Genomic DNA, 26,697 nt, shown 5'->3' on the forward strand with positions numbered 1-26,697 from the left:
ACTACCCCTTTTTGTGGACTGTTTTCATTTTAACAAAGGAGTGAAAGAAGAAATGGGCAAAGTCGTAGGCATCGATTTAGGAACAACCTTTTCTGCTTTGGCAGTTGTTAACAAGTATGGTAAGGCAGAAATTCTGGTTAACCGCGATGGAGAGCGAATTACTCCTTCTGTTGTCTTATTTGATCAAGCAGGTCCCATTGTTGGAAGTATTGCTAAACGCTCAGCTGTAGCAAACCCATTTAATGTTGTTCAATTTGTTAAGCGGCAGATGGGGGATAAAAACTGGAAATTTCGTACAGAGGAAAATGAAGTTTATACTCCTGAAGAAATATCTGCTATGGTCATGAAACGGTTAAAAGAAGATGCCGAGACATTTCTAAATGAACCGATTACAGATGCGGTTATCACTGTTCCGGCATATTTTGATGATGCACAACGTAAAGCAACCCAAGATGCAGGACGTATTGCTGGGTTAAATGTACTTCGTATTATCAATGAGCCAACAGCAGCTGCTCTGGCTTATGGACTTGATAAATTACATATGAAGCAAACCATTTTGGTTTACGATCTTGGCGGTGGGACATTTGATGTTACCATTATGCGTTTAAATCCAGACGGTTTACGTGTACTTGCTACAGGTGGTGCTAAAAATTTAGGTGGGTTTGACTGGGACAACTGTATCATGAACTATTTAAATGAGGAATTTAAAAAAATGGGAGGGATTGATCTATTAGATGATCCCGTGTTAGAACAGGATTTGCGTGATAAAGCTGAGATTGCTAAGAAAAACCTTTCAAGACTAGATAGTACACAAGTTTTTTTGTCCGCAAATGGGGTTAACGCACGTATTACATTAACCAGACAAAAGTTTGAGGAATCTACCTCTCATTTACTCAGACAGACACAAACCATTATGCAGTTTGTGCTTGAAGATGCAGGTTTACAATGGAAAGATATTGATCGAGTGCTTTTAGTCGGAGGATCAACTCGTATGAAGGCTGTTCCAGCCATGATTGAGCGTGTAACAGGAATCCGCCCTTCATTAGACGTTAATCCTGATGAAGTAGTTTCGATGGGAGCAGCTATTCAAGGAATGATCATCTATAAAAAGCTAGGAAAGCATGATTTAGACGATAGTGCCGATTTCCCAACGATTAATGTTCAAGATGTAAACTCTCATAGTTTAGGTGTTGTAGCAGTAGATGATCGAAGGGATCGTGATGTAAATTCGATCGTTCTCAAGAAAGACACAGTAATTCCTGCTAAGGCTAGTGGATACTTTAAAACGTCTGTGGATCAACAAACACAGTTGCACATTCAAGTAACTGAAGGTGAAGATACAGAGCTCGATTATGTAAAAATTGTTGGAGAAGCAATTATTAATTTACCATCCTATCCCAAAGGTGCTCCGCTTGAAGTCATTTTTGAATACGATAGTGATGGGATTATCCATGTATCAGTGATTGATGTGACAGCAGGGAAGCTTTTAGGTGAATTAGATATTGATCGGAAATCGAACTTGACTGAGGAAGAAGTTCAACAAAAGCAATTGCGTGTTGGTAAATTGGCGATCGGTTAAAATTTTGCTAGAGGAGAAGGAACAATAAAAAATGCAGAATTACTATCAGTTGCTAAACATTTCTCCGTCAGCTAAAAAAGCAGAAATCCAAAAAGTAATTAATACAGAGTTGCGGAGGTGGACGCAGCGTACCAACTCACCGCAGTTTGAAAAAAGACAAGAAGCGGAACGTATGGTGCGTAAATTGGAAGAGATTGAAAAAATCCTTCTAGATGATGAAAAGCGTTCAAAGTATGATGAGCAGCTCGAGAGCGCCGATTTATCCCCCAATCAAACATCTCAATCTACACCAGAATCTTCGACTGAAAAGTCGAATCTAGCTCCCCAAAACATTCGTCAGCAGATTGCACAAGGATGGCAATACTTAGAGCAAGGAAGAACTTTTGATGCTCTCTTTTTGGCACGCAAAGTTGTTGAGCAAATGCCAGATAATCCAGAAGTTTGGGCACTTCTCGCATATGCACGTTTTCAGAATGGAGAAAAGCAAGAAGCTATCCAAGCAATGACTAGAGCATGTAGCTTAGATTCATCTCGTGCAGACTATTTTATTTTCCTTGGAGATGTTTATCGGAGCTTTCAACGGCTTGATCAAGCAGAAAAGCATTATCACCGTGCTATTGAACTGAATCATAAGGATATCATGGTTCAGTATAAATTGGGTCTTCTATTTCTTGAACTAAAGCAGTATCAAAGAGCGATTGATACTTTTGAGAAGTGCCTACAAGTGAGTCCAAGAAATCCAGAAGTTGAGCGTGAGTTAGCTCGAGCCTATATTGAGTTAGCTACAATAGATTGGATTCTTATTCCTAAAGGTCATGTTTACTTGTCAGAAGGCATTTACCCGGTCGGGCAGAATTTAAACCTAGCTAAAGCAGAGTCTTATTTAGAAAGAGCAAGTAGACTTTCTTTTAATGATCCTGAACTAAGAAAAAAGCTTCATTTAGCTAAGAAAAACTTAGGTGAAATCAAAGGGAGAAAGTTTACTGGAAGCTGGGTCTGGGCGATTGCAAGTGTAGTTATGTTTTGGTTAGTGATTTGGATTAAATACTTAATGGATGGTACTCCTTATAATGAGCAATTAGATAATATGATTGCTATGTTCTTAGAACCGGTCTTATATATTATTTCTGCCTTTAGCCCACGTTTACGTTATATTCAAGAGGCTGTGAAAAGGAAAAGCCCACGCACTGATTTTGCTTATTTATTTGACTGGCTAAGAGAGCGCACTGGGATGGGAGCTTACATTTTTACTGGATTGCTTATGGTTTTATGTATTCCTATCGTTAACTTTATTCTTCCGATCGTAATTGTTTATAATTTTTATAAAAACTACTTTAAATATTGGAAGCAAAGAGTATAGTGGACAGAGAACTGTCTATTGTACTCTTTATTTTTTTATTGCCAAAGTGGAATTTAATTGATAAAATAATTTCGATAAATTACACAAATTTACTATTATTAATATAAATGTAAATTTTGTAAGCAATAGTGATTCGAAAAAAGAAAACCGCCCTATAAGGAGACCTTGTTATCAATCTGAAAATCATTATGTAACTAACTACGATGTAGCATATATTCTTTCTTTAAGAGATTGTTTTATTACTATCTCTATGTAATTCTCTTTTTTTAGAAAGAAACATGAATGATTGGTAGTCCTTGTCATAATCTAATATTAAGAAAGTGAATAAGTTTGTTTTTGGAGGAATTGATTTATTTAATCAGGGGTTTCGCGTGTAGGTTTACTTGAAAAATGCTTTAGAGGTCAGAAGGAGTGATACGAGTTTGGGAAAATCTAAGTGGATTTTTTCAATGTTAATCGTATTTTTTGTTTTAAGTAGTACCTCTTCTCGTTCTACTACAATCCCAAGCATCGAGTCTATTGATCAAGCTATTCGTGATCTAAAACAAAAGATCAATAAGTTTGCCCCAGAAGATATTGAAACCTTAAAGAAAAAACAACAAATGATGAAATTACCCAATAAAAAATTTGATAAAGAAGTACAACGAATTATTCTTCCTCTAATAGAGCTTCAGCCAGATACAATTCAGTTTACCAATTCAAATGAAGGCAAAACAATACAGATTCGGTTAAAAAAATCAATTCAAAATACGTACCAAGCAAAGCACTTATAAATGGATGATATTCAATAAAAAAGTACTAAGGAAGAAAGATAGTGTGATCGTAGTATAGACGACTAGTCTTTTGATTTTTCGTCTAATTCTCCTTTTTACTTGTGAGTTCATATTCATCTGCAAATAGTTAGTGTATAGAAGAATTTAATAAAGGTTTTTGTAATAATAAAACATAATTAGTCTGAAAAAAAGGGGCAGCTACTTTTGGATAATCGTGGTACTGCCCCTTTTTTAATTGTTGACCTAAGATCATGGCAAGTTGTGCTGATCAAAATGGCAATGTTAGATGCATATGCTGTTATTCATGATACAGTCCGTGTCGCTACAACAACTCGATGCATTAAACTGAATAGGAGGTTAAAAGGCCTTTTTCTATGAAATAGATAATAGATCTATATTCTGTAGTATGTTATGAGATTTAATCAATATCTATATTAAAAAGCTTTCATATTTGTAATGAATATGTAAGAAAAGAATATTGTTTCCATGGTTCTATGATGTAAAATTTATATTGGTTTGATTGAATTGACAAAGAAGATGAATTGATAACTATTTGGCTGGTGTAAAATCTATCAAAGTATGTTAGAAGAAACAATGAAAAATCCATATATCATTTCAACTTAAATGTTATAAAACTTATACATTAATGGCATGGAAGTCTTTAATGTCTCTACTTTTAGAGCGAATCATTTTTATAGGATCGACTTTTGTGCCAAATCTTAGTATGAAGTGAGTTTGAAAATAATGAGCGGTGAAATTGGAGTACAGCTGTAATATAAGTAGATATTTAATATTTTAATAGATAAGATATGAAACTAGATAAAAGTTGGTGAAATATGGTGAAATGGATTCGAGTGGGAATAACCCTATTATTAGCGAGTTTTTTTGTAACAGCTTGTGGTTTTAATCAATCATCTTTCGAAGATATAGAAGCAAAAAACATGGAAGAGAAGAAACAGGCATCTTCCCAGCCCGAAATATCAAAACAACAACAATATGCCTCTGGTAAGAGCGAGAAAGAAAAAACAAAGGAAACCGGTCCTTTAACTTCAAAAGAACTGTCACACTTGAAGAAATATGAAAAAGACGATGTTGTATTTAATGGTAAAAGGGATAGTGAAAAATGGGTAGCATTAACGTTTGATGATGGGCCACATCCTGAGTATACTGAAAAGATCTTAGATATTTTACAAAAAGAAAAAGTAAAAGCAACTTTCTTTCTTATTGGGCAAAATGTTAAGTCGTATCCGAAGTTAGTGCAAAAGGAACTGGATGAAGGACATGTAATTGGTAATCACTCATGGGACCACCCATTTTTACCTGGACTTGGAAAAGAAGCAGCAACCGCTAATATAGAAAAAGCAAAAAAAGAGATTGAAAAAGCAGTTAAAAAGCAAGTAACTTTACTTCGTCCTCCATATGGTGCCGTCGAGGGAATTAAAAAAGAGTTAAAAAAGAGTGGATCTGTGATCGTGAACTGGGACGTAGATACAAATGATTGGCGTGAGGGTAGAACATCTGAACAAATTTTTGAAGCTGTCAAAAAGCATGTACAACCCGGAAGTATCATTTTGCAACATGATGGTGGGGGGAATCGTTCAGCTACAATTCAAGCCTTACCGAAAATTATCCGTTATTTAAAGGAGCAGGGGTATCAGTTTGCTACCATAGACCAATTGTTGGAAATGAGACCATATATTGAGGGATAGATCATTATTTTATTTTTTGTATAATTAATTCTGCTTAATTAAGTGTTTTTCGGTAAGAACATGGACTATAAGAAAAGGATTTGTAGCCTGATTGTGAGAATTGCGCAATCAGGCTAATTATTGTCAATGGTGAAGCACCATTGTTATTTAAATTAGTACTATAATGGTTAAATATTAGTGAAATTTTCATTAAATTAGGGGCCATAAGATATTTTTCTTTATATAATAATAAAATCATTTATCAGGCGGGATGTAGGATGATTTCTAGAAAGAGGATGTTTATAGCTATTATTTTTAGTTGCACCTTACTATTAAGCCTCTTCTTTATATTTAAGGGGAAGTTTCAAGTTGTTTCAGAAGCAATTTCAAATGAAAATGTTTCAGAAGCAATTTTAAATGAAAATAAGGTAGAGAGCTCTCCAAAAGATCATGATGTAATTTATTTTTCGCCTCATGCAGATGATGAAATGTTAACCTATTCAGTTTCAATTTTAAATGATATTCGTGATGGAAAAAAAGTACACTTAGTTTTAATATCAGATGGAGATCGTTCTTTTGCGCGTGAAATGATCAACGGTAAATATGATTATGAATCGCTTCATTTTGAACGAGCTGGTAAAAAAGTATTTTGTAAAATCCATCATACTTACCATGATCCTGAAAAAGAAAAGTACAAAGATGGATGGTTAAGTCGATTTGAAGTGGGGCAAGCCCGGATCCGCGAATTTTATAAAGCGGCTGAATTCATGGGGGTTCCACAAGAGCGAGTTGAAGTGTTTACATTAAAAAATGACAAGTATACTGTAAATGAAGTACGATCTATAATTCGTTTATATGTGGAACGTTATCCCCATGCAGAGTTTAAGACGATGTCTAAATTCGATAAACATCCTGATCATGCAAAGCTAGGTAAAGTGCTAGAAGAGTTTTATTTGGCCAAAAAAATTAAGAAACCCACGTTTTTCCTATCCAATTATATGGCTCGATTTTCCAAGAAACATCTGGTAGGACATCGTGTTTACTTAAAAGATAGTGCAGATCGTAACAAAGTAAAACAAGGGTTAAATGTTTATCGCACATGGAAGCCACAGGAAGGCTGGTATGGGCTTGGGATACACAGTGTTCCATCTCAGTTTGAGAGCATGTATAAAAATCCTTATACTATGATTGATATTTCAGATGCCAATAAATAGGGTGGTAAGGATAAGTTTATAGGCAAGTTTTCTTGGATACTAATTGTTTGTTCGAGTGAAAAGGTATAGGTTAATATTCAAATGATAAGTATGAAAATAGGCCTTTTTGGCTATCGAAATATCACTTATCCAAATAAAAACAGGGCTTCTCTGGAAAAAGAGGAACCCTGTTTTTGTTAAAGTGAATGTTCATGTTGAATCGCTTCATTTTTTCCTTTTTCGATATTAACAAATAATAAAATGATGATACCCATAATAAAGAATGCAGCCAAAGATATGATTCCCATCCGACTACTACCAAAAGATTGAGCTACTAAACCAAATACAGCAGGCCCGAAGATAGAGGAGAATTTCCCGGATAGACCGAAAAACCCGAAGAATTCAGCATTATAACTCTTAGGAACCATCTGACTAAAGATAGATCGACTTAAAGCTTGGCTTCCGCCTTGTACAAGTGCAACTAAAACCGCCAAAGCATAAAAATGAAATTCATTTTTCATGAAATACCCTAAGGTTACAATGACTAAATAAATAATCAAAGTAATAATTAAAGTGCTTTTTGAACCAATCTTTTCTGCAATACGTCCAAAGAGTAATGTACAAGGAAAGCCAACAAATTGTGTAATCAAAAGAGCAGTAATAAGATGAGTTTCACCAATATGGATCTCACTGCCATAGATTGTTGCCATTTTGATTATGGTATTGATTCCATCATTAAAGAACCAAAATGCAATCAAAAATTTGACGAGCTCAGGAAATTCACCGATTTTTCGTATGGTATGCCCTACTTTTTTAAATGCTTGTATGGTTAAAGGTATGGTTTTAAGTGGAGTAGATGTTTGTTTAGTCTTTTTTGTTTCGTGAACATGTCGAAATAGAGGAATTGAGAAAAAAAACCACCAAAATCCAACAGATAAAAATGAGAATTGTGAAGCTTGTGTATTAGTTAGATGGAATAAATCAGGCTTTAAAATCATGATTAAATTGAATGCAAGTAAGATCCCGCCACCAATATAACCATAAGCATAACCACGTGAAGAAATCATATCTCGATCCTTTTCAGGAGCAAGATCTGTAAGAAAGGCATCATAAAATACGTTGCCGCCTGAAAAGCCAAGGGTTCCAATGGTGATGAGTATACAGGCCCAAAACCATTCTCCTTGATCAATTGTAAACATCAAAATGGATGCAGCTACACCTAAATAAGTAAAAAAACGCAAGAATGACTTTTTTGAGCTAGTCGAATCCGCAATCGCTCCTAAAATAGGGGAAAGGATAACAATAAATATAAGTGCGATGGACTGAGTATAGCCCCAATAGGCTGTAGCTGTTGTGTCGCTAAGACCATGGCTAGCCACTTTTGAAAAGTAGATCGGCATGACGGCTGCCATAATTGTTGTGGCAAAAGCGGAGTTGGCCCAGTCATACATATACCAAGCCCGAACTGCTTTTTTATCCATAAAAGGCCTCCAACTTCTTTTAGTTTTTTAAAGCAAACAGGAAAGCATTGAAAATAATGAATAGATTATTTATAAAAACTATTATTATCATTAGTTTAACACAGAAATATTAACATTGTTTTATGAGTTGTTGAAATGAAAATGATCCATTTCATGTGTTTCAAGTTCATGATAGAATAAAAAGGCAGTAGTTTTTTTCTAATAAATTACCAAGGCGATAGGAAACAACAGCTTAAAGGGGAAATATTAAGTATGGAATTAAAAGGAAAAAACGAAATGATCGGGAATAGGTATCGAGTGCTACATTCGTTTCCATTTGTTAATGGAACGCTCTATTATACAGAAATAGAAGAAGAAGGCTTCAAAATTACTCGATATATGCATGCTATGGATATTCGTGCTTTTCGCAATCAAGTGAAAGAAGAGCAGCTATATGAGCGCGATGCTACCATTTTTTGTCCTTTATATGAAGTTTTCATTGAAGATGGGATTTTGTATCAAGTATTTGAGAAGATTGAAGGTAGCTTACTGGCATATCAGCTTATGAAGTCTTTACCTCTTCGTATTTCAGATATGGTTTGGGTAGCACATGGGATTACGAGTAACCTATTACAACTTTATAATGGGAAGCAATTTGCTCTGGTTCACCCGCAAAATATTTTTGTTACTTCCAGTAGACAAATTTATTTCTTATACGGTGGGTCTATTCATGCTTTTCCAAGAGGATATAGTATTGGAAAACGGGATGAAGACTCGATATTGAAAATGATTAATTCTTCAGATGCATACACCATTGGCGTAATGATGTATTGGATGATTACAGGTACTAATCCAATGATGAGTGGACTCCAAACTCCAAAGGTTACTGACTATGTACCTGATTGTCCAGTAGAATTAGCTGAAATCATTACAAAAGCCATATCCTTTGACACCAATAAGAGACCAAGTATTGAAGAGATGAACATGGTTTTGGGGCAGATGACAAGTAGATAATTGTAGTCATAGAGGGGGGTAGAAGGTGGAGATCAAAAGGAATGGTGACATCATTTATGGGAGATATCAGGTGCTTAATGTTTTTCCCTTTATATACGGGGTTTTTTATCTGGTAGAAGTACTTTCAGATAAAAAAAATTACTCCTCTTCGATGCTGCCTTCCAGACGTTTAATTCATGCGGTCGAGCTAATCAATCATCCAAATGAACAAACGAAAGAGAGCTTAATGGCCAGAAATGAAGATATATTTTATCCGATCCAGGAAGTCCTCATTGAAGATGGTGTTGTTTATCAAGTTTATGAAAAGATGGAAGGTCATTTGTTAGGAATTTACTTACTCCAGTCTGCCCCTCTCCCTTTAGGAGAAGCTGCTAATATCATTAAAATGGTAACGAGTCACTTAATGAAGTGTTATGATCAAGGACAGTTTGCGTTAGTTGACCTTAATAACATTGTGATTACTCCTAAAGGAGAGCTTCGCTTTTTATACGGTGGTCCAAATGGTATACTTCCTTATTATTGTACAGATGAAGCAAAAACAGGGCATGACGAGAGGGAAGATGTCAAGCAAGTTGCAAGGCTGTTTTATATGTTGCTAGCAAGGGAATATCAATCGTACCACTTAATTCCGCCCGAAAAATTACAATCGATCAATCAAGAAGTTCCACCCGAGATGCAAAATGTTTTATGGAGAGCTCTTTCGCCCAACCGTTTTAAGCGACCGCGGATGCATGAGCTGTGGAAGTCTGCTTATGAATTTGCAGATGAAAAGCCACTTTCTTTAACTGAGAAGCACACAGATTCATTTATTTTGCCAGAACTTATTCAGCCATTGATTATTGTCCAAAATGAAAAGACTTGGACAGATAAGAAATTATCAGTAAATGGAAATAAAAATCAAAAAAGGAAGAAAATTTATCTGCCTAAATCGGTTTTCTTTATTACGATTTGTTGTTTATGTATGGTGGCCTTCATTTTTTCTATTATTAAAATTCATTCAACTTCCGTTGCAGATGATACCTTATCGCAGGTAATTGATCCAGATATTACAAAAGATGACAAGCAAGCTGAACAGTGGTACCAAGCATCAGTGAAAGCACTGGAGAAAAAAGATAAAAAATCTGCTATTCAATTAGCTCGTAAGGCACTAAGTGCTAACTTAGACCAAGTTGAATACTACATACATTTAGCAAACTTATTTGGTATAACACAAGATTACCAAAAAGGAATACAAACATTGACAGCGGCGACTAAGAAGTTCCCAAATGACGCTAGTTTATATGATGCACTAGCTGTTCAAGCATATCTGGCTAAAGATTTACATATAGCAAAGCAAGCAAGTGATAAAGCAGTGGAGCTGGATAATAGAGATCCGCGTTATTTGTATCATCAGGCTAAAGTTTATGCTGGTTTAAAAAAGTATACCAAAGCAGTTAATATTCTTTCATATGCTATTTACATGCATCGAGATCATGCACTTTATTATAATGATCTTGCTGCTTTTTTGGTTCATTTGAATCGGATTGATGATGCGATTGATTATGCAGAGTTAGCTATTAGATATGATCCAAGCAAACCTTCGTATTCATTAACATTAGGAGCACTTTTTTTGAAGAAAAGAGAGCAGATTGAAAAGGATAAAAACTTAAAAGATCAACCGAAAAAGGAATTAATGTTCCATTGGACTAAAAAAGCAAATGAGACGTTTCATGAAGTGATTAAACAAGATAAAAACTCTGCAGAAGGTTGGTTTTACTATTCTATGTCTCTTTATTACTTGGGAGAGATCAAAGAAGCGAACAAAGCCGTACTCGAAGCGATTCAAATCGATAATGAAAATGCATCTTATTTTGACCAACTGGGAGTAACGTATCTAGCACTAAAAAATAAGGCAGATGCAATTGCTGCATTTCGTAAAGCAACCTTGCTTGAACCGAAAAACAAGCGATTTCAGACGGGATTAAAAAAAGCACAAGAAATGGAGGTTAAGAAAAAAGGAGGCAGATGAGAACAAAAATAAAGCTATTTTTATATGGACTTATTATTTTTTTAGGTATTTTGGCATTTTCTTTAAAAGGATATGCAATTATTTTTGTAAAGAGCTCTCCGCCGCAGATGGAGCCAGAAAAGGTTCAAGTTTCGCCTATTCCGTTTGAATAAGATCTGGTAGGTATATGATCCAGATCTTTTGTTTTATATTAAAAAAGCCGACATCGCTTCCCTACTCACTCCCGTAGCCTTAATCGGTTCATAGAGTTGTCTCAAGAGCTAAGCTCTAAGAAACTATTGAGAAAAAATCGATCTTACACAAAAGAGATTTGCGGCTTCGTCTAGGAATGATCTAGGTTTTGAATCAAATTATGTAACATGCTCTTATAAATTATGTTCTTTATAAATGAATTTTATTCTAAAATTATTTTTTATCATGATAAACTGTAGATGAACCTTGTCTATTGGAAAGAATAGGCGTGAACAGAGATTTTGAATCGAATCATATTATGGACTCAAATGAATGAAAGACAGAAGCTATCGTTCTATGTAAACAGGTTTTTTAACAAGTGTTAGAAAGGAGAGCTGGCTTTTGGCTGAAGATAAATCTAAAAAATCACGTAGTAAGTTTGTTTCATGGTTAATCGGAATCGGAGTTTTTTTACTAAGTGTAGGCGGAAAACTAAAATCTTTACTCCCATTGCTTAAGTTTGGAAAATTTGGTGGAACAATCATATCGCTTGCGATTTCTGTTTGGGCCTATGCAGTTTTTTATCCATTTGAAGTTGCGATAGGATTGGTTGTTATGATCTTAATTCATGAAATGGGACATGTATGGGCAGCTAAACAAAAAGGACTCCCCGTAACTGCACCAGCTTTTATACCTTTTATGGGAGCTTTAATTCTACTGAAACGCCAACCACAAGATGCAGTTACTGAGGCTTATATTGCCTATGGGGGTCCACTATTAGGAACCGTTGGTGCTCTAATCAGTTATGGATTGGGATTTGCGACAGGAAATGAAGTATTTTTTGTAATTGCGATGATTGGATTTTTCCTTAATCTTTTTAATTTAATTCCTGTCCATCCATTGGATGGAGGAAGAATCGTCGTTGCTATTACTCGATGGTTATGGATAGTTGGCTTAGTGGTGGGACTTGCCCTAATTATTTATTTACAAAGTTTACTCTTACTTGTGATTTATGCACTCTTTGTATGGGAGATTTGGGCTACATTTCGAAAGAGAAAACAAGGGATTAAACCAAGAACGATAGCACAGGGACTTGCAGTACCTGCGGAAATATTTCATGAAAATGGAGTATGGATTCCTGGAGAAAGTCATCGACGGGCTCTTTTTTTTAGACAATATTGTGACTTAGAAAGTAAAAATCTATATGTCGACATTGAATTTCCCGGTGTTGGGCTAATTGGGAGATTGGAAAACTTTGAGGGGCAAATAGAGAGAGTAGAGCTTATTCATACAAGTCGGTTAGAACAAGATCCTTCATTTGTGAAAATGATTGTGGAAATGACTTATTTTGTATCCAGTGAAGCAGTCAGACAAAAGGAGAAACGTTATTATCAGATTCCACTCAAATCAAGGATACAATTTAGCATTGCTTACGTTGGACTAATTGCACTTTTGGTTTATATGATGATTGTGACTTTCCCATATATTGATCAGTTGCCAGGCATAAAATAAGTAAGATAAAAAATAAACATCCCTCTCCACAGTGGTTTGGGATGTTTTTAAAGATGTGTTTTTTTAATTGAGCTTTTTTTATTCTACTGTACGGTTTTTGTTTCTTCTTTATGTTCATGAATCTTATCTTTCTCAACATGTAATTTAATATGGTATTTACTTGCTTCTAGGAAAGTATACGTGGCTGTATATTGTCCAGGGCTGCTTTCTTTTGTATCAACAAATTGATGTTGGTCCTTACCTTCTTGCCAAATTTCAAAGCGAACATTAGCTTTTTCAAGTGGCTTATAGTTCTGTTGTTCATTTTTGATGGAGGTTACTTGTTGTACATGTCCAACTAAGGTGACTTCTTTCCCTTTTTGAATAGAGTCGGGAAGCATCATATGAAGTTGAACAGCTTGACCATGACCATGATGGTGGGAGTGTTTTAAATTCCCGACTTGAAACTGTCCGCTAATCATTTGATGAACCTGAGGGGCGGTTACATGTACTACTACTAAATATTCCCCTGCTTTTGAGTAAGTTTGGTTCACATGATAAGTACCTTTTCCATCATGTTTTGCATCGAGCATCTGATGTTTTTCCTTACTATTTTTTTCCCAAACTTCAAATTTAACGGTTGCATCCGTAGCCGGTTTATCTCCCCTTTTTACAGTGGAGCTAAGTTGAATGGACTTTCCTACATCAACTTTGGATGGATTCGCTTTAAATTGAATGGCTAACTGTTGTGCCCCTTGTTTTGAGGTATGACTAGTTTGGTTGTGCTTTTGATGATCAGATGTTAGATTTGCTTGCTGTTGACAAGCAGTTATGGCAAGTATGATAAGTATTAAAGTTATAAGAAGGAATTTACGTGTTAGCTGGTACATTTGGGTATTCCCCTTTGGATTTTATTCGGATGTAAGTCCTATCTTATGTTATAACCGATAAAAGAAAACTTCTATCCCTCAAACGGACTATTTCCCTTCATAATCGATTGTTCGATTTTACCACTCCTATTCATAGTGTTTTTTTTAAATCATTCTATCGTCTAACCCAACCATTCTCATAAGCGTATCTTGTAAGCTGTACACGATTATTTAAATGTAGTTTCTGCATAATATTTTTAAGATGGTTTTTTACTGTATATTCCGAGATAAACAGGTCAGATGCAATTTCTTTGTTACTTAAACCTTGTGCAACTCGCGTTAGAATTTCTTGTTCTCTAGCAGTAAGAACGGTTTCCTCTGTAGGTTTAGATGGGTGAGTAAACTCATGTAAAATTCGACGAGCTACTTCTTTTGGCATCGGAGCATGGTCACGGGCCAATGAATGAAGATATTCTAACCAAATGGAAGGATTGAGGTTTTTAAGTAAATACCCTTGAGCCCCTTTTTTTAAGGCTTCAAATAGATCAGATACATCATCTGAAACAGTCACCATTACAATTTTGACATAAGGAAAACGTTCTTTAATAATCCGAGTAGCTTCTAAACCGTTTAAAATCGGCATGTTGATATCCATTAAAATCATATCAGGCATAAACTTTTCTGTCAGTTCAATTACTTCATTTCCATTGGTTGCTTCTCCAATGATTTCAAATTGGGGATCGTTTTCGATGATTAAGCGCATGGCTTGTCTAGCATGCTCATGATCATCTCCGATAAGAATTCGATACATACTCTCCCTCCCTTATAATAGCTAGTTTTGTTTGTTGATTTTCACGTTGCAAGGTAAGGGAAGCACTGATTTCAGCTGCCCTATCTTTCATGATTTTCAGACCAAAGTGATCCATTGTTTGAAAAGGATCATTCTGAAAGCCCACTCCATCATCGACAATTTCCAATTTCCATCCCTTTTCATATGGGATCAAACAAAGTGAAACTGCTTTGGCTTGAGCATGTTTACGGATATTGGTTAATGCTTCTTGAATACAAGCGAATAATTCCACTTTTTCTTTAGGACAAAGTGAATCAGTGGGATACTCGATCGTTACCTCAACAGATAATCCGGTATCTAGCTGATATTGGTTGATCCAATCTTTTACTTGTATTTGCCATTGATGATTATCAGATGTTGGAGGAGTTTTTAAGTTACTAATAGCATGTCGAACATAATCATGCATTTGTCGCAGGCTTTTTTCAAGATCAGCCCAATCGAAAGAAGGATTTTGTTTTTTGAGTTGATTAATTTGGACTGAATATAGAAATAAGGACTGAGCGATTCCGTCGTGTAATTCACGAGCAATTCGTTCACGTTCTTGCAAGATCACCTTTTCAGCTCTTTCTTGTTCAAGTTGAACCTGCATCTTTTCGTAGATTAAGAATAATTTCCTTAAAATGGTAATTGTTACTAAAAAAACAATTAGCGGAGATAACCAATTACCTAAATCCATAGAGATATAGGGGAGTAGAAATGCATGCCGTGTATATTCCCAAAGACCTATAATTAAAGTAGGGAGAATCAAAATCAATGCTTTAATTTGTTTATAACTCACCCAATCCACTCCTCTTTATTTGGGCTATAAAACTTGTATTATGAAGATGGCTGTTTTTAATGCATCATTAAAGGGAAAAATTTATGTTACGAATAGGATATGATTTAAATTAGTTATTTTAAGTTATTTTAAGTTCAGTATACTTACTAGAACAAGTTGTATTATTGGTTTGAAAGCTCAAGTCGTTCCTAAAGTAGCTGATTTAGAGGGTATCCAAATAAAGTATATCGTAAAAGAAGGTGTAAAAAGTGCGAGCAATTATTTTTGATTTAGATGGAACATTATTCCAAACTGAGAAAATTGTGATCCCTGCTTTCCAAAAAGCTTTTATATGGCTAAAAGAACAAGGAAAGTATCATGGTAAAATCCCAACAGAAGAGGAGATATTAGCTGTAACAGGGGATACGATCGATCATTTATGGGATCGTCTTTTACCTAATGCTGATATTCAGGTAAAAGAGACAATGAATAAGAAAGCATTAGAGATAGAGCTTGAGCTATTAAATAAAGGAAAAGGGGAACTATATCCAGGGGTAATCGATACATTAAATCAATTGCTTAAAGAGGGATGGAACTTATTTATTGCTAGCAATGGACTTGGACCATATGTAAAAGGAGTGTTACATGCCAAAGGGATTGATTCACTATTTACCGAAATATATGCTGCTGGAGAGGCTGGAACGAAAAGTAAAGTGGATCTGGTGTACAAATGCATCGAAGCACATCAAATTACAAAGGGGTATATGGTAGGAGATCGTAGCTCAGATGTAGAAGCGGGTAAAAAGAATCAGCTTTGTGTCATTGGATGTCAGTATGCAAATTTTCCACAGTTTGGTGAAGTAGATGAACTAAAAGATGCAGATATTAAAATTAAATCCATTAACGAGTTATTGAAAGTTATTACTCCATAAGATTGGATGTCGGATAGATCCCGGCATTATTTTTGCATAGGCAGGTGTCGAACATGAGTGATGTCTGGGTCATTTCCTATGGTGAACTAGCTTCGCGATTGGTTATAGCGGCAGTTTTAGGGGGACTTGTAGGATGGGAGAGAGAATTAAATAACTCACCTGCTGGTTTTCGGACACATATTTTGGTAAGTGTTGGCTCGACGCTGATTATGCTGATATCTATTTATGGCTTTTCTGATTTTATGAGTGAACCTCGCGTTACATTTGATCCTAGACGAATTAGTGCTCAAGTAGTAAGTGGTATCGGATTTTTAGGAGCTGGTACAATTCTTAGACAAGGTGTTACAGTGAGCGGTTTAACGACAGCTGCTTCATTGTGGGTTGTTGCAGGGATCGGATTAGCTGTAGGAACCGGGTTTATGTTTGCTGCAGTAGTGACGACGGTTATTGCCCTTGTTAGTTTAGAACTACTAAATCGGATTGAAACATTAATGCATAAAAAGCGATCCTTGCGTATCATTCATGTCACAGTCATTGATGAGCCGGGGAAATTAGGAGAATTAGCTTCTTGTATTGCTGGACAAGGTGGAAATGTTAGAAAGGTCAAGATCGAAGAAAGAGATGAAAATACAGCAGCTGAGTTAGATATTACTTTTACCATTCGTGTTCCAGAAGCTGTACCTATGGCAGAGATGCTAGACCATATTCGTTCGATTTATGGGGTAAAGCAGGTTCGCACTGAATAGTTTATGTGTATAAAAGCAGTTTTATGATGGGAAAATAATAAGAAATGACTTGGCAAAAAGATTTAACTTGTTTATAATAAAGTCAAAAGGTCAAAGATAGTCAAAGTCAGCAGGGGGAATGTCCGATGAGTAGCATTTCGGACATCATTGAGCTTTATCTAAAACAGATTTTAAGTGAAAGTGATTCAGGTGTAGTCGAGATTAAAAGAAGTGAGTTGGCCGATATTTTTCAGTGTGTTCCTTCTCAAATCAATTATGTGATTAGTACTCGTTTTACGATCGAAAAGGGATATATTGTCGAAAGTAAAAGAGGTGGTGGCGGTTTTATTCGTATTAAAAGAGTTCCGCTTCATCCTAAACAGGCCAATCTTTTTGAAGTCTTATTAGAACAAATTGGTCACTCGATTTCACAAGTGACCGCAGAACATATCATTAGTCGTCTCATTGAAAATGGATTGATGACAGAACGTGAAGCGTTATTAATGCGTCATCTTATTTCGAGAGAGACTTTACAATTGCCGATCCGATTTCGTGATGAACTGAGGGCGCGAATGATGCGGATGATGGTCACGATTCTATTTGCTAGTAAAGGAGAGTGACGACGGATGCTTTGCCCAGAATGCGGAAAACGTCCGGCGACGATTCATTACACCAAAATTGTGAATGGAAATAAGACAGAGCAATATCTATGTGAAGTTTGTGCACATGAAAAAGGGGAAATGCCTAACTTAGAAAGTGGCTTTTCTTTTCAAAAATTATTATCAAGCTTTTTAAATTTTGATCCTTCTTTTTCAGAACATGATAGCCGACCGGCAATGAAGGGGCAAACCCTACGTTGTCCTACGTGCGGCATGACCTATAACCAATTTGGTAAATTTGGCCGATTTGGTTGCAGTGATTGCTATGTTACCTTTCGTACACATCTAGAACCAATGTTACGTAGAATTCATGGGCATACAACACATTGCGGAAAAATTCCTGAGCGTACAAAGGGTGAGTTAAAGCTACGTAGACGACTTGAACAATTAAAAGAAAAGCTTGCACACAAAGTACAAGCGGAAGAGTTTGAAGAGGCAGCAAAAATTCGTGATCAAATTCGTGCATTACAAGAGCAGCTCGAAAAGTGAGGGAGGAAGTTTCATGTCACTCCAACATTTTATGAAAAATGCGATTAGTGAATGGATGCGAGTCAAAGGTCCACAATCTGATATCGTGTTTTCTAGTCGAATTCGGATTGCTCGAAACTTAGCTGGACTTCCATTTCCAACTTTAAGCACAGCCTCCCAAGCGGAAGAGGTTATTCGCATGGTATATGAGGCTTGGAAAAAAGATCCAAGTGTATCTTCTTTGAAAAAGGCAGCCTTTATTCGTATGAGTGAACTTACTCCTCTTGAGAAGAGGGTTCTCGTTGAAAAACATTTGATTAGTCCACAACTAGCTGAGGAATCTCCTAATGGTGCTGTTTTATTAAGTCAAGATGAATCGATTAGCATTATGATCAATGAAGAAGATCACATTAGGATTCAGTGCTTATTTCCGGGATTGCAGTTGGAAAAAGCTTGGGAAATGGCAAGTCAGATTGATGATTGGTTAGAGAAACACTTTGTCTTTGCTTTTGATGATCAGTGTGGATATTTAACAAGCTGTCCAACTAATTTAGGAACGGGGATACGTGCCTCCGTAATGGTTCATTTACCAGCACTAGCAATGACGCAACAATTACCACGGCTACTACCAGTGATTACACAAGTAGGCTTAGCTGTTCGAGGGATTTATGGTGAAGGTAGTGAAGCATTGGGACAGCTTTATCAAATATCTAACCAAGTCACCTTAGGGCAATCTGAAGAGGAAATTATTGATAAATTACAAAGTGTGGTAAAGCAAATTATTGAGCATGAAATAAACGCGCGTAGACGGATTCTTGCCCAATCTGGGATCGAGTTAGAAGATCGGGTTTATCGCTCGTATGGAACATTATCACACTCTCGAATTATCGATTCAAAAGAAGCGATGCAACGTTTATCCGATGTTCGCTTAGGGGTAGACTTAAATTTAATGAAAGATGTATCCGCTAGTGTGATGAATGAATTAATGGTATTAATTCAGCCAGGTTTTCTGCAGCAATATGCGGGACAACGTTTAGATCCCGAAGAACGGGATATCAGGCGTGCTAAATTGATCAGAGAAAGACTTTTACTTGAAAGTCAAGAAAATCCCTCAAGTGAGGTGTGAATGATCTATGTTATTTGGTCGATTTACAGAACGTGCACAAAAGGTACTTGCATTAGCTCAAGAAGAAGCAGTTCGTCTCGGGCATAGTAGTATTGGAACAGAGCATATCTTACTAGGATTGGTGCGTGAAGGTGAGGGTATTGCAGCAAAAGCTCTGATTGCTCTGGGCTTAGGACTCGAGAAAATACAAAAAGAAGTAGAAACATTAATTGGTCGTGGAACTGCTCAAACCCATAATATTGGCTATACTCCTCGTGCGAAAAAGGTGATTGAGCTTTCGATGGATGAAGCTCGGAAGTTAGGTCATACGTATGTAGGAACGGAGCATATTTTATTAGGACTCATTCGTGAAGGAGAAGGGGTAGCTGCACGAGTTTTAAATAATTTGGGAATTAGCTTAAATAAAGCACGTCAACAAGTTTTACAGCTGCTTGGTAGTAGTGAGCTTGGTGGTGCCCACCAAGGTAACAGCTCTCATGCAAATACACCTACACTCGATAGCCTTGCTAGGGACTTAACACAAGCTGCAAGAGATCATAATTTAGATCCGGTTATTGGAAGAAGTAAAGAAATAGAACGAGTCATCCAAGTATTGTCTCGTCGAACCAAGAACAATCCGGTTCTAATTGGAGAACCTGGTGTAGGGAAAACGGCTGTAGCAGAAGGTTTAGCTCAACGTATTGTGGATGGTGAAATTCCAGAGACGCTCCGTGGTAAGCGTGTAATGACTTTAGATATGGGGACAGTGGTTGCTGGTACAAAATATCGCGGTGAGTTTGAAGATCGTTTGAAAAAGATTATGGATGAAATTCGTCAAGCTGGAAATATCATTTTGTTTATTGATGAATTACACACCTTAATCGGAGCAGGTGGAGCAGAAGGAGCAATTGACGCTTCAAATATTTTAAAACCAGCTTTAGCTCGTGGTGAGCTTCAATGTATAGGTGCAACCACACTCGATGAATATCGGAAATATATTGAAAAGGATGCTGCACTTGAACGACGCTTTCAGCCGATCACTGTAGATGAACCAACAACAGAAGAAGCGATTCTAATTCTAGAAGGACTACGAGATCGTTATGAAGCCCATCATCGTGTTAAAATCACGGATGAAGCGATTGAGCAAGCTGTGAAACTATCTGATCGTTATATTACTGATCGTTATCTTCCAGATAAAGCGATTGACTTAATCGATGAAGCAGCTTCGAAAGTACGATTGTCTTCTTATACAGTTCCACCTGAGCTTAAGAAGTTAGAACAAGAAATGGAAGAAGTAAAGAAAGAAAAAGATGCTGCAGTACAAAGCCAAGAGTTTGAGAAGGCAGCCGCCTTGCGAGATCGTGAACAAAAGTTACGTGAAAAACTCGATCTGACACGAAATAATTGGAAGCAGGCACAAGGAAAGACAGACTCTGAAGTTACTGCTGATGACATTGCTGAAGTAGTGGCTAACTGGACAGGAATTCCAGTGAAAAAACTAGCACAAGCAGAATCAGAACGACTTCTTAAACTAGAAAGTATTTTGCATAGCCGTGTAATCGGGCAAGAAGAAGCTGTTAAATCCGTCTCACGGGCAATACGTCGAGCACGGGCGGGATTAAAAGATCCAAAGCGCCCTATTGGATCATTTATCTTTTTAGGTCCTACAGGGGTAGGTAAAACAGAATTAGCTCGTGCACTTGCCGAATCGATGTTTGGCGATGAAGATGCTATGATTCGAATTGATATGTCGGAGTATATGGAAAAGCATGCAACAAGTAGGTTGATTGGATCACCGCCTGGATATGTTGGATATGACGAAGGTGGGCAGTTGACAGAAAAAGTACGTCGTAAACCTTACTCAGTCGTTTTATTTGATGAGATCGAAAAAGCTCATCCTGAAGTCTTTAATATCCTTTTACAAGTATTAGAGGATGGCCGACTGACCGATGGAAAAGGAAGAACGGTTGACTTTAGAAATACGATTATTATTATGACGTCGAATATCGGTGCCCATGCGATTCGTAAAAACACTCGTTTAGGGTTTACTCAGTCCAATAATAGTGAAGATGATTATGAAAACATGAAACGAAGTGTCATGGATGAGCTAAAGAAGAGCTTCCGGCCAGAGTTTTTAAATAGGATTGATGATGTGATTGTCTTCCATGCACTAAAAGAAGAACATTTGCAAGAAATTGTGTCTCTGATGGCTGAACAACTTCGTAAGCGACTCCATGAACAAGAAATTGATTTTACTTTGACAGAGGAAGCCAAAAAACATTTAGCTAAAGAAGGGTATGATCCCACCTATGGAGCTAGACCACTTCGTAGAGCGATTCAAAAGCATATCGAGGATCGGCTTTCTGAGGAGCTTTTACGTGGTACCATCAACCGGGGAGATTCTGTCAAGATCGATGTCCAAGATAATCAATTAAGTGTTGAAAAAGTGAATCCAACCCATTCTAAGTAAAAGAGAAATGAAAAAACGCCTAGCATTTATTTTTAAAATGCTAGGCGTTTTCTAATCAAGTATATTGTATTAATGGATTGAAAAATCTGATATTGTAATGGAATAGATGGAAGGCTATGGATATGCTTGTCAATAACCTGAAACTTTCTATTTTAGTCGTTTTGTTATTTGTTTGATATAATTTGGCTGGAAGTTTTTTTAGAATAGAGGATGAGCCGTGGTAAAATCCAAAAGCAAGTTTGTATGCCAAGAATGTGGATATGAAACTCCAAAATGGATGGGGCGTTGTCCAGGGTGTCAAGAATGGAATACTCTAATGGAAGAAAGAGATTCGACTAAAAATAGAAACCTCGGGGCAACAAATAAAGGGAGAAGAAGAATAGAAAGAGCTACGCCGATTACTGCTGTAGAAAAATTAGAGGAACCACGTTTTGATACAGGAATTAACGAATTAAATCGAGTACTAGGTGGAGGATTAGTTCCGGGATCTCTGATTTTGGTAGGTGGTGACCCAGGAATTGGGAAATCAACACTACTGTTACAAGCTACATATCAATTGGCTAAACGAGGTATGCCTATTTTATATGTTACTGGAGAAGAATCGATGGAACAGATTCGTCTTCGGGCAGAGCGCCTCGAAGCTTTACATGAACAAGTTATGGTAGCATCGGAAACAGATTTAACTACAATCGAATCACTAATCGATGAGACAAAACCCAAGCTCGTGATTATTGATTCGATCCAAACGATGTTTCATCCCGAAGTGACTTCAGCTCCAGGATCAGTATCCCAAGTCAGAGAATGTACAGGGCAGCTAATGCGTTTTGCGAAAGACTTAGGGGTTGCTATTATTATTGTAGGACATGTTACCAAAGCGGGTGCGATTGCTGGGCCAAGAATGTTAGAGCATATGGTGGATTCCGTTCTCTATTTTGAGGGCGAACGTCATCATACATATCGAGTCTTACGAGCAGTAAAAAATCGCTTTGGTTCAACTAATGAGATTGGCGTTTTTGAAATGAAAGAAGTTGGACTAGCCGAGGTAGAAAATCCATCAGAAATGTTTTTATCGGGAAGGCCCATTGGTGCCCCAGGGACAGCTGTAGCGGCAAGTATTGAAGGAACTCGTCCTGTTCTTGTGGAATTACAGGCATTAGTAGCTCCGACTACCTTTGTAACCCCCAAACGTATGGCTACAGGAGTAGATCATCAACGAGTTACTATGATTATGGCAGTGCTTGAAAAAAGACTGGGTCTATTCCTACAAAATCAAGATGCATATCTGAATGTTGTAGGAGGAGTTCGATTGGATGAACCAGCTGTCGATTTAGCGATGGCAGTGAGTTTGGTCTCCAGCTTTCGGGATCAACCTACTGAAGCATATGATTTATTTATTGGGGAAGTAGGGTTAACCGGTGAAGTACGTTCGGTATCTCGGGTTGAATCACGAGTTTCTGAAGCTTATAATATGGGATTTAAACGTGTAATCCTACCAGCTAAAAACTTACATGGATGGACACCGCCTACTGGGATTAAGCTAATGGGTGTGAGGACTTTAGGGGAAGCATTGGAAGCGGCGTTAGGAGGGTAAGAAGTTGTGAGAGACGAAAGTCAAATGAGTGAAATCTTGCGCCTCACTGCTCCTGGAACCCCGCTTCGAGAAGGTTTGGATAATGTACTAGGAGCGAAAACAGGCGCACTGATTGTGATTGGTTATGATGATAGTGTTCATGAGATTGTAGATGGAGGTTTTTGTATTGATAGTCCATTTTCGGCAGCCAGTCTGTATGAATTAGCAAAAATGGATGGGGCGATTATTTTAAGTAATGACGGGAAAAGAATACTATATGCTAATGCCCAGCTTGTTCCTAATTCTTCTATCCCTTCTACAGAAACAGGAATTCGACATCGGACTGCTCAACGAACTGCCAGACAAACGGGGAAACTTGTAGTATCTATATCACAGCGTAGAAATACAATAACACTATATAAAGGTAGTACTCGTTATGCTTTAAAGGATATCGGTGTAATTTTAACAAAAGCCAACCAGGCAATCCAAACCTTAGAAAAGTATAAATCAGTTTTGGATCAAGCAACGACAAATTTAAGTGCACTTGAATTTGAGGAGATTGTTACATTAAATGAAGTCGCTATGGTATTACAAAGAATTGAAATGGTTTTACGAATTAAACGTGAGATTCAAAGTTATATTAATGAGTTGGGTATAGAAGGTCGATTGATTCAAATGCAACTTGAGGAGCTGGTTAATGATGTAGCAGAAGAAGCCTCTTTATTAATTAAAGACTATGTCATTGACTTAGGCATACCTACATCTGATGAGGTGCTTTCAGATTTAAAAAAGCTATCTGCTGATGAGTTACTTGAGCATATTCATCTCATACGGATTTTAGGGTATATGGGTAATATAAATATTAATGAAGAAGCTGTGGCTCCTAGAGGTTATCGTATTTTAAGTAAAATTCCACGTTTACCTTCAAATATTATTCATAAATTAATTTTACGTTTTGAAACCCTTCCGCGTATTATGACAGCAACGATTGAAGAATTGGATGAAGTAGAGGGAATTGGGGATGTTCGTGCTCGCGCGATTAAGGAAGGTCTTAAGCGCATTCAAGAGCAGGTCTTTATTGACAGACATATCTAAATAACCTAGAATGAATGAAACTAAACATATAAAAATGGGTGATGAGCGAAGGAGGGGGCATTAGCCGCCTTAAAGCGGTATTTGATTAACTTAGGAGGTTCCCTTTTATGTTTGCGAGAGCATTACCGAATTTTTTTACCGTTGGGAACTTATTTCTCGGTATTATAGCGATTTTATTTGCTTTCCAAGGGCATTGGAAATATGCAGCAATTATGGTCATTATTGGTATGTTATTAGATGGATTAGATGGGCGAGTAGCCCGTATGCTCAATACACAGAGCGATTTTGGTAAGGAACTGGACTCACTTTCGGATGTGATTTCATTTGGAGTAGCTCCCGCCTTTATCATGTATGTATCAGCTTTTCAAAGTACAGGAATTGAAGGCTGGATCATAACCGCTATCTTTCCAATCTGTGGAGCGCTTCGGTTAGCTCGATTTAATGTTAATCCAGGCGAGCCAGGGTATTTTATTGGTTTGCCGATTACAGCAGCTGGTGGTATTCTAGCTACATTTTCTTTATATACCCCCCATCTAAAGAATGTCTATATAGCCATGGCGGCTACGTTGTTCCTTTCTTACCTAATGGTTAGTCGGATCAAGTACCCTGCTTTTAAAAAGCAGGAGGTTCCACGGATTTTATATGTATTGGTTCCAGTCTTTTTCATTGTGTTAATTGTTTCGGCTATTCGTTATCCTGAGGACTTACCAAAGATCATTTGTATACCGCTTATTTTGTATGCTTTATATGGATTTAAAAAAACTTGGGAATTAAAACGGCGTAGATCATGATACTTTTATATTAGATATAAAGACAAATAAAAAACAATCTGGAATGTGAGTGTAAAAATATAGCAAATAGTACACTCATACCCGATTGTTTTTTATTATGTAGATGATATGTAAGTCCAGATAAAATACCGAATTTTTCATATTTTATAAAAATAATAGAAAGTGATTGATCCATATCCTATCTAAAATACAAAAATAACCAATATGAGGAGAAACAGGTTGAGTCAATCTGACTTTTTATTGACTAGAAACATTGCTTATTTTTTCAAAACTACTTTTCTATAGATTTGGATTTTCAAGTATAATGACATGGTTAGGAATAACGTAGGACGAACCCCCATATATTAGATTAGTTGTATTTTTCTCTTTAACGTAAGTTAAAAACACCTAGGGTATTTAACTTACTTGATTCTTGATCAATCACATCAGACAGATTCATTTCGAGGAGATTACACAAAGCAGCCAGATAAAACAAGTTTTTGCCCATTTCAGCTTTAACGATATCTAAGCAATTGTCACAAAGCTTGCCATCGAGATGTGTCTTTAGTCTTTTTTTTAAGAGTGAAATAGCTGCATCCTGTGGGAATGGCTGCCTCTCGCCCTGTACTTTAATACATCCACACTCTGTAATGGATTTCATTAAAGCACGATTGACACGGGCATTCGACTCTTGAAATTTTGATATAACATCTAAAAAACTACGGTGGCGCAATAATAATTCAGAGACTTGATGTTGAAAAGAGTGGACAGAGTAATCCTCACTCATGGATGGCACCTCTTTTTCTAAAGAGATATAACAAAATGGTTGGGTATCATTTGGTTATATCCCTATTATATCGGCTTTTATTCCTAAGTGTCAATTTTTTGTCAAATTAGGAAAGAGTATGACAGAAAGAAAAAGTATTGACGTATTTTGTAGTAATGTGCTAATATTTATTTTTATTTATTGACATTATTTTTTGCTTGTGATATCTTGGAAAATAGATATTTCCCCTGGAGGTGGGCCATTTTGTTCAATGTTGGTGATAAGGTCGTTTACCCAATGTATGGAGCTGGCGTCATCGAATCGATTGAAGAGAAAGAGATTTTAGGGGAAAGACAAAAATATTACATTATGCATATGCCCATCGGAGATATGAAAGTAATGGTTCCGGTAAAAAATGTGGAAAGCATTGGGCTAAGAGAAGTGGTTGATTCAAACACTGTCCAAATGGTCTTGGAACGACTACGTAGTAAAGATGTAGATGACACCGCAAATTGGAATCGTCGTTATCGTACCAATATGGACAAAATGAAGAGTGGAGATATTTATGAAGTGGCAGATGTAGTAAAGTCACTGATGCTCCGTGAAGGGGATAAAGGGTTATCTACTGGAGAACGGAAAATGTTAGACAATGCCAAGCAGATATTAATAAGTGAGCTGGCTTTAGCAAGTGATTTAAGAGAGGATCAGGCAGTTGAATTGCTGGAAGAAAGTGTTCCGGTGAGCGACGAATAGAAATAAAAAGACTGTGTTATTTGAATAAAGTCACGTTTGAAACATCTAAAAGAATAATCGTATATCACTACATTTGAAACGTTTAAGTATAATACGAAAAAAATCGGGGAATCTAGGTTTCCATTTTGATAGATTGTCTATAATAATGAATAGAATATGAATGAGTGGAGG

25 protein-coding genes are annotated in these 26,697 nt (G+C 36.8%); 20 read left to right on the forward strand and 5 right to left on the reverse strand.

Annotation, left to right across the window (positions count from 1 at the left end; all coding sequences use genetic code 11):
- The first annotated feature begins 52 nt into the window (after window positions 1-52).
- The 6 genes from DL897_RS12615 (at window position 53) to DL897_RS12635 (ending at window position 6,614) form a co-directional block, all read left to right on the forward strand.
- Window positions 53-1,579: an Hsp70 family protein gene (locus tag DL897_RS12615; RefSeq protein WP_113659509.1), complete on the forward strand. Its 1,527-nt coding sequence runs from the start codon at window positions 53-55 to the stop codon at window positions 1,577-1,579.
- A gap of 31 nt (window positions 1,580-1,610) precedes the next feature.
- Window positions 1,611-2,939 (forward strand): tetratricopeptide repeat protein, encoded by a 1,329-nt coding sequence (locus DL897_RS12620; RefSeq protein WP_113659510.1) that lies wholly within the window; start codon window positions 1,611-1,613, stop codon window positions 2,937-2,939.
- Window positions 2,940-3,361: 422 nt separating this feature from the next.
- Window positions 3,362-3,712: a hypothetical protein gene (locus DL897_RS12625; RefSeq protein WP_113659511.1), complete on the forward strand. Its 351-nt coding sequence runs from the start codon at window positions 3,362-3,364 to the stop codon at window positions 3,710-3,712.
- A gap of 204 nt (window positions 3,713-3,916) precedes the next feature.
- On the forward strand, window positions 3,917-4,090 hold the full coding sequence (locus DL897_RS18285; protein WP_168188787.1) for a hypothetical protein: 174 nt from the start codon (window positions 3,917-3,919) through the stop codon (window positions 4,088-4,090).
- 461 nt (window positions 4,091-4,551) lie between these two features.
- Window positions 4,552-5,421 carry a polysaccharide deacetylase family protein gene (locus DL897_RS12630; RefSeq protein ID WP_168188788.1) on the forward strand — a complete coding sequence of 290 codons (870 nt, stop codon included), beginning with the start codon at window positions 4,552-4,554 and terminating at the stop codon, window positions 5,419-5,421.
- A 257-nt stretch (window positions 5,422-5,678) separates the two neighbouring features.
- Window positions 5,679-6,614, forward strand: a complete 936-nt coding sequence (locus DL897_RS12635) for a PIG-L deacetylase family protein (protein ID WP_113659513.1) — start codon at window positions 5,679-5,681, stop codon at window positions 6,612-6,614.
- A 176-nt stretch (window positions 6,615-6,790) separates the two neighbouring features.
- Here DL897_RS12635 and DL897_RS12640 read toward each other — a convergent pair whose 3' ends face one another.
- Entirely contained in the window at window positions 6,791-8,074 is a 1,284-nt protein-coding gene (locus DL897_RS12640) for an MFS transporter (RefSeq protein WP_113659514.1), read from the reverse strand.
- A gap of 252 nt (window positions 8,075-8,326) precedes the next feature.
- On the opposite strand from DL897_RS12640, the gene DL897_RS12645 reads away from it, so the two are divergent.
- The 4 genes from DL897_RS12645 (at window position 8,327) to DL897_RS12655 (ending at window position 12,758) form a co-directional block, all read left to right on the forward strand.
- On the forward strand, window positions 8,327-9,067 hold the full coding sequence (locus DL897_RS12645) for a protein kinase family protein (protein WP_113659515.1): 741 nt from the start codon (window positions 8,327-8,329) through the stop codon (window positions 9,065-9,067).
- 25 nt (window positions 9,068-9,092) lie between these two features.
- Entirely contained in the window at window positions 9,093-11,075 is a 1,983-nt protein-coding gene (locus tag DL897_RS12650) for a tetratricopeptide repeat protein (RefSeq protein WP_113659516.1), read from the forward strand.
- On the forward strand, window positions 11,072-11,227 hold the full coding sequence (locus DL897_RS18290; RefSeq protein WP_168188789.1) for a hypothetical protein: 156 nt from the start codon (window positions 11,072-11,074) through the stop codon (window positions 11,225-11,227). The genes DL897_RS12650 and DL897_RS18290 overlap by 4 nt, the downstream gene beginning before the upstream one ends.
- Window positions 11,228-11,648: 421 nt before the next feature.
- Entirely contained in the window at window positions 11,649-12,758 is a 1,110-nt protein-coding gene (locus DL897_RS12655; protein WP_240627429.1) for a site-2 protease family protein, read from the forward strand.
- An 83-nt stretch (window positions 12,759-12,841) separates the two neighbouring features.
- On the opposite strand, the gene DL897_RS12660 is transcribed toward DL897_RS12655, so the two are convergent.
- The 3 genes from DL897_RS12660 to DL897_RS12670 all read right to left on the reverse strand — a co-directional run bounded on the left by DL897_RS12660 (window position 12,842) and on the right by DL897_RS12670 (window position 15,234).
- A complete protein-coding gene (locus tag DL897_RS12660; protein WP_113659517.1) occupies window positions 12,842-13,627 on the reverse strand; it encodes a FixH family protein in 786 nt (261 codons plus the stop codon).
- 154 nt (window positions 13,628-13,781) lie between these two features.
- Complete coding sequence (locus DL897_RS12665; RefSeq protein WP_113659518.1) at window positions 13,782-14,417, reverse strand: response regulator; 636 nt, start codon at window positions 14,415-14,417, stop codon at window positions 13,782-13,784.
- A complete protein-coding gene (locus DL897_RS12670; protein WP_113659519.1) occupies window positions 14,392-15,234 on the reverse strand; it encodes a sensor histidine kinase in 843 nt (280 codons plus the stop codon). Before DL897_RS12670 ends, DL897_RS12665 begins: the two co-directional genes overlap by 26 nt.
- Before the next feature lie 248 nt (window positions 15,235-15,482).
- On the opposite strand from DL897_RS12670, the gene DL897_RS12675 reads away from it, so the two are divergent.
- The 9 genes from DL897_RS12675 to pssA all read left to right on the forward strand — a co-directional run bounded on the left by DL897_RS12675 (window position 15,483) and on the right by pssA (window position 25,028).
- Window positions 15,483-16,145, forward strand: coding sequence for an HAD family hydrolase (locus DL897_RS12675; protein ID WP_113659520.1), 663 nt, complete (start codon window positions 15,483-15,485; stop codon window positions 16,143-16,145).
- A 53-nt stretch (window positions 16,146-16,198) separates the two neighbouring features.
- Window positions 16,199-16,891: an MgtC/SapB family protein gene (locus tag DL897_RS12680; protein ID WP_113659521.1), complete on the forward strand. Its 693-nt coding sequence runs from the start codon at window positions 16,199-16,201 to the stop codon at window positions 16,889-16,891.
- A 125-nt stretch (window positions 16,892-17,016) separates the two neighbouring features.
- On the forward strand, window positions 17,017-17,490 hold the full coding sequence (locus DL897_RS12685) for a CtsR family transcriptional regulator (protein ID WP_113659522.1): 474 nt from the start codon (window positions 17,017-17,019) through the stop codon (window positions 17,488-17,490).
- 6 nt (window positions 17,491-17,496) lie between these two features.
- Entirely contained in the window at window positions 17,497-18,018 is a 522-nt protein-coding gene (locus DL897_RS12690) for a protein-arginine kinase activator protein McsA (protein ID WP_113659523.1), read from the forward strand.
- 13 nt (window positions 18,019-18,031) lie between these two features.
- The gene (locus tag DL897_RS12695) at window positions 18,032-19,123 is read left to right on the forward strand and encodes a protein-arginine kinase McsB (protein WP_113659524.1); all 1,092 of its coding nucleotides are present in this window, start codon (window positions 18,032-18,034) and stop codon (window positions 19,121-19,123) included.
- Between the two features lie 7 nt (window positions 19,124-19,130).
- The gene (locus DL897_RS12700; RefSeq protein ID WP_113659525.1) at window positions 19,131-21,572 is read left to right on the forward strand and encodes an ATP-dependent Clp protease ATP-binding subunit; all 2,442 of its coding nucleotides are present in this window, start codon (window positions 19,131-19,133) and stop codon (window positions 21,570-21,572) included.
- A 217-nt stretch (window positions 21,573-21,789) separates the two neighbouring features.
- A complete protein-coding gene (radA, locus tag DL897_RS12705; protein WP_113659526.1) occupies window positions 21,790-23,163 on the forward strand; it encodes a DNA repair protein RadA in 1,374 nt (457 codons plus the stop codon).
- A 24-nt stretch (window positions 23,164-23,187) separates the two neighbouring features.
- The gene (gene disA / locus DL897_RS12710; protein WP_113659611.1) at window positions 23,188-24,237 is read left to right on the forward strand and encodes a DNA integrity scanning diadenylate cyclase DisA; all 1,050 of its coding nucleotides are present in this window, start codon (window positions 23,188-23,190) and stop codon (window positions 24,235-24,237) included.
- A 107-nt stretch (window positions 24,238-24,344) separates the two neighbouring features.
- Window positions 24,345-25,028 (forward strand): CDP-diacylglycerol--serine O-phosphatidyltransferase, encoded by a 684-nt coding sequence (gene pssA / locus DL897_RS12715; protein WP_113659527.1) that lies wholly within the window; start codon window positions 24,345-24,347, stop codon window positions 25,026-25,028.
- A gap of 367 nt (window positions 25,029-25,395) precedes the next feature.
- Here pssA and DL897_RS12720 read toward each other — a convergent pair whose 3' ends face one another.
- A complete protein-coding gene (locus DL897_RS12720; protein WP_113659528.1) occupies window positions 25,396-25,794 on the reverse strand; it encodes a nucleoside triphosphate pyrophosphohydrolase family protein in 399 nt (132 codons plus the stop codon).
- 243 nt (window positions 25,795-26,037) lie between these two features.
- Between DL897_RS12720 and DL897_RS12725 the strand changes: the two genes are divergently transcribed.
- Window positions 26,038-26,526: a CarD family transcriptional regulator gene (locus DL897_RS12725; protein WP_113659529.1), complete on the forward strand. Its 489-nt coding sequence runs from the start codon at window positions 26,038-26,040 to the stop codon at window positions 26,524-26,526.
- Window positions 26,527-26,697: the final 171 nt, after the last annotated feature.

Source organism: Thermoflavimicrobium daqui, from assembly GCF_003313465.1.
GTDB classification, from domain to species: domain Bacteria; phylum Bacillota; class Bacilli; order Thermoactinomycetales; family Thermoactinomycetaceae; genus Thermoflavimicrobium; species Thermoflavimicrobium daqui.

Bases quoted from the DNA above. Each gene is read 5' to 3' on its own strand.
- DL897_RS12690 (WP_113659523.1), top strand. From the start codon at position 17,497: ATGCTTTGCCCAGAATGCGGAAAACGTCCGGCGACGATTCATTACACC.
- DL897_RS12620 (WP_113659510.1), top strand. From the start codon at position 1,611: ATGCAGAATTACTATCAGTTGCTAAACATTTCTCCGTCAGCTAAAAAA.
- DL897_RS12640 (WP_113659514.1), bottom strand. From the start codon at position 8,074: ATGGATAAAAAAGCAGTTCGGGCTTGGTATATGTATGACTGGGCCAAC.
- DL897_RS12685 (WP_113659522.1), top strand. From the start codon at position 17,017: ATGAGTAGCATTTCGGACATCATTGAGCTTTATCTAAAACAGATTTTA.
- pssA (WP_113659527.1), top strand. From the start codon at position 24,345: ATGTTTGCGAGAGCATTACCGAATTTTTTTACCGTTGGGAACTTATTT.
- DL897_RS12695 (WP_113659524.1), top strand. From the start codon at position 18,032: ATGTCACTCCAACATTTTATGAAAAATGCGATTAGTGAATGGATGCGA.
- disA (WP_113659611.1), top strand. From the start codon at position 23,188: ATGAGTGAAATCTTGCGCCTCACTGCTCCTGGAACCCCGCTTCGAGAA.
- DL897_RS12645 (WP_113659515.1), top strand. From the start codon at position 8,327: ATGGAATTAAAAGGAAAAAACGAAATGATCGGGAATAGGTATCGAGTG.
- DL897_RS12700 (WP_113659525.1), top strand. From the start codon at position 19,131: ATGTTATTTGGTCGATTTACAGAACGTGCACAAAAGGTACTTGCATTA.
- DL897_RS12680 (WP_113659521.1), top strand. From the start codon at position 16,199: ATGAGTGATGTCTGGGTCATTTCCTATGGTGAACTAGCTTCGCGATTG.
- DL897_RS12615 (WP_113659509.1), top strand. From the start codon at position 53: ATGGGCAAAGTCGTAGGCATCGATTTAGGAACAACCTTTTCTGCTTTG.
- DL897_RS18290 (WP_168188789.1), top strand. From the start codon at position 11,072: ATGAGAACAAAAATAAAGCTATTTTTATATGGACTTATTATTTTTTTA.
- DL897_RS12720 (WP_113659528.1), bottom strand. From the start codon at position 25,794: ATGAGTGAGGATTACTCTGTCCACTCTTTTCAACATCAAGTCTCTGAA.
- DL897_RS12635 (WP_113659513.1), top strand. From the start codon at position 5,679: ATGATTTCTAGAAAGAGGATGTTTATAGCTATTATTTTTAGTTGCACC.
- DL897_RS12660 (WP_113659517.1), bottom strand. From the start codon at position 13,627: ATGTACCAGCTAACACGTAAATTCCTTCTTATAACTTTAATACTTATC.
- DL897_RS12665 (WP_113659518.1), bottom strand. From the start codon at position 14,417: ATGTATCGAATTCTTATCGGAGATGATCATGAGCATGCTAGACAAGCC.